This is a genomic window from uncultured Aquincola sp. (assembly GCF_964001545.1).
Lineage (GTDB): Bacteria > Pseudomonadota > Gammaproteobacteria > Burkholderiales > Burkholderiaceae_C > Aquincola.
In genome coordinates this window covers 1-2,100 of the sequence record NZ_CAXFDV010000312.1, presented here as the reverse complement: position 1 = coordinate 2,100, position 2,100 = coordinate 1, and the positions used below count along the sequence as shown (strand labels likewise).

The 2,100-nt window shown below is 72.7% G+C and carries 3 protein-coding genes; 2 read left to right on the top strand and 1 reads right to left on the bottom strand.

Annotated features, from left to right (window positions below):
* On the top strand, window positions 1-457 hold a 457-nt coding region (locus ABNT58_RS11030; RefSeq protein ID WP_348753525.1), incomplete at its 5' end, for a glycine zipper domain-containing protein.
* Between the two features lie 73 nt (window positions 458-530).
* On the opposite strand, the gene ABNT58_RS11025 is transcribed toward ABNT58_RS11030, so the two are convergent.
* The gene (locus ABNT58_RS11025; RefSeq protein ID WP_348753524.1) at window positions 531-1,427 is read right to left on the bottom strand and encodes an alpha/beta hydrolase; all 897 of its coding nucleotides are present in this window, start codon (window positions 1,425-1,427) and stop codon (window positions 531-533) included.
* Between the two features lie 152 nt (window positions 1,428-1,579).
* Here ABNT58_RS11025 and ABNT58_RS11020 point away from each other — a divergent pair.
* Window positions 1,580-2,100: SDR family NAD(P)-dependent oxidoreductase (locus ABNT58_RS11020; RefSeq protein ID WP_348753523.1), on the top strand; the 521-nt coding region annotated here is incomplete at its 3' end.

The window sequence follows — 2,100 nt, the reverse complement described above, 5'->3', positions numbered from 1 at the left end:
TGCCGTGGTGGGTGGTGTGGCCGGCGGCGTGGCCGGCGGTGCAGCCGCAGGCGCGGCCGTGGGCGGCATGACCGGCCCGGTGGGCGCGGCCGTGGGCGCGGTGGTGGGCGCGGTGGCCGGTGCGCTGGCGGGCCGTGGCATCGGCAAGGCGGTGGACCCGGCCGAAGAAGACACCTACTGGCGCGAGAACTACAGCACCCGCCCGTACGTGAACACCGGCAGCACCTACGACGACTACGGCCCGGCCTACACCTATGGCGTGGATGCGTACACCCGCTATCCCGACCGTTCGTTCGACGACGTGGAATCGGACCTCAGCCGCGACTGGGGCAGCCGCCGCGGTAGCTCGTCGCTGGAATGGGAGCATGCCAAGCAAGCCTCGCGCGATGCCTGGCACCGCCTGAGCGACAAGGTGGAACGTGCGGTGCCGGGTGACTCGGACCGCGACGGCCGCTGATCGAGCCAGGCTCGGCAAGCCCTGAAGGGCTGGCGGCCGTGGGGCCGGCCCGCCCTTTTTCATGGCGGGCGCCTCAGCGGCGAGCGGCCGCCGTGGCCACCGGCGCGTTGTCCACGAAGCCGGCCACGTCGCTCAACACCGGCGCCAGCCAGCGCAGCGGGCGGCCGAAGGCGCCGGCCAGCGTCATGTGGTTCACCCGCTCGTACAGGCGCAAGGTCACCGGCACGCCCAGCGCCTGCAGCCGCTGCGCGAGCGCCACGCTGTTGCGTTGCGGGTCCACCAGATCGTCCTTCAACGCGGCGCCGATGAAGCTGCGCGGCGCGCCGCGTGTCGCCAGCTGCAGCGGTTGCGTATCGGGCGGGTAATCGGGGTGGAAGAACACCGGCTTCACGTCCGGGTTGGTGGTGGGCAGGAAGTCGTAGGGCCCGGCCAGGCCGATGAAGCCGGCCAGCGCCTGCGGCGCATGGCCGGTGGCCGACAGCCAACGCGGGTCCAGCGCCAGCATCGCGGCGTTGTAGGCACCGGCGCTGTGACCCATCACGAACACCCGCTGCGGGTTGCCGCCCAGCGTGGCCGCCTGGTCCAGGCCCCAGGCCAGCGCGGCGGCGCTGTCGCGCAGAAAGTCGGGGTAGCGCACCTCGGGGTACAGACGGTAGTCGGCCACCAGCGTGAGCATGCCGCGTGAGGCGAGGGCCTCGCCCACGAAACCGTAGTCGCCCCGGTCGCCGCTGTTCCAGCTGCCGCCATAGAAGAACACCACCACCGGCCAGCCGCCGGCCGGCGCGGCCTGCGTGGGCCGGTAGATGTCCAGCCGCTGCCGGGGGCCCGGACCATAGGCCACGCCTTCGGTCAGCGTGTGCGTGCCCGAAGGCGCCAGCGCATTAAGGGCGGCCACCGGCGAGCAGGCGGCCAGGCCGGCCAGCGCGCCCGCGCCGGCCAGCGTGAGAAGGAAAGAGCGTTTGAGCCACATGCCCGGTCTTTTACGCTGTAACACGGGGGGCGGATGCAGGAGGCCGCCGCATCGCATTGCAGGCTCGGGCCCAGGGGCATGGCGGCGGTGGCACACCGCGGGCGGGCGGCTGGCTAAGCTGGCCCGACACACCCACCAGGAGAAAGCGCTTCATGGACTTGAGACTCACAGGCAAGCGGGCCGTGGTCACCGGCGGCAGCCGTGGCATCGGCAAGGCGGTGGCCGCGGCATTGGCGGCCGAAGGCGTGGACGTGGCCTTGCTGGCCCGCGACCGCGCCGCGCTGGACGCGGCGGCACAAGCCATCGCCGCGGCCAGCGGGCGCCGCGTGGTGGGCGTGGTGGGCGACACCACCGACGATGCCTCGGTGCAGGCCGCGTTTGCGCAGGCCGTGGACGCGCTGGGCGGGCCGATCGACATCCTGGTCAATGCCGCGGCCGAGCCGGCAGGTTATGCCGCGCCGCCCAAGCTGGCGCAGATCCAGGGCGACTTCTTCCATGCCGAGCTGGACACCAAGGTGATGGGCTACATCCGCTGCGCACGCGAGGTGGTGGCAGGCATGCGGGCCCAGGGCTGGGGCCGCATCGTGCACGTCAGCGGGCTGGCGGCGCGGCAGGCGGGCAACACCGTGGGCAGCATCCGCAACGTGGCCGTGGCCGCGCTGGCCAAGAACAT

Bases quoted from the DNA above. Each gene is read 5' to 3' on its own strand.
- ABNT58_RS11025 (WP_348753524.1), bottom strand. From the start codon at position 1,427: ATGTGGCTCAAACGCTCTTTCCTTCTCACGCTGGCCGGCGCGGGCGCG.